This window comes from Paraburkholderia ginsengiterrae (assembly GCF_001645125.1).
GTDB classification, from domain to species: Bacteria; Pseudomonadota; Gammaproteobacteria; order Burkholderiales; family Burkholderiaceae; genus Paraburkholderia; species Paraburkholderia ginsengiterrae.
This window is the reverse complement of the sequence record NZ_LXKA01000039.1, coordinates 1-607: the sequence shown is the minus strand read 5'-3', so window position 1 is coordinate 607 and position 607 is coordinate 1. Positions and strand designations below refer to the sequence as shown.

1 pseudogene is annotated in these 607 nt (G+C 77.4%); it reads left to right on the top strand.

What is annotated here, in order from left to right:
- Positions 1-383 precede the first annotated feature (383 nt).
- Positions 384-607: pseudogene (locus A6V37_RS42730) on the top strand (hypothetical protein); the annotation flags it as partial.

Here is a 607-nt window from a genome sequence, read left to right as displayed (position 1 = left end):
AGGCGATGACGAGGAGGAGGTGGGAGCGTGCGGGGGAGCGGGGAGGGAGGGTGGCGGGGGAAAGGAGGACGAGAAGCGGAGAGGAGCAGCTGGGCGGTGGAGGGCACAGGGAGTGCGGTGGGGCGAAAGAATGAGGGAGTGGGGAGGGCAGGAAGGGGAGGGCGGGGACGGGGAGGGGGAGGCGACGCGTGCGGCGTGGGGGGGTGGGAGGGACGGGCGTGGGTGGGATGATCGCAGGGGCGCGCGCGGGAGGGCGGCGTGTGCGGCGGGGCGAGGGGGCGGCCGTGGGGGTGGAAGGGAGGGGACGGGGGGAGGGGGCGAGGGGTGCGAGGGGAGGGGGGCGGGCGGGGGTGGGGGGCGGGAGGCGGCCGGGGTAGGCGGGGGGCGAGGCGACGGGGGGCGGGGGGCTGACGGGTGGGGCAGTACGGGGGCGCGTGGAGGGCGGGGCAAGGGTCACGCCCGCGCAGATCGGGTGCATGACGGTGTTCACGAGCGGCTCGCGGGCGCTGGCGCTGGTGCTGATGACAGCCCTCGGCATGGGGTGCGAGGCCGGCGCGCTCGCGCAGATGCTGCACCTCAGGCCGCTCGCGCTGGTCTGGATCGGCGC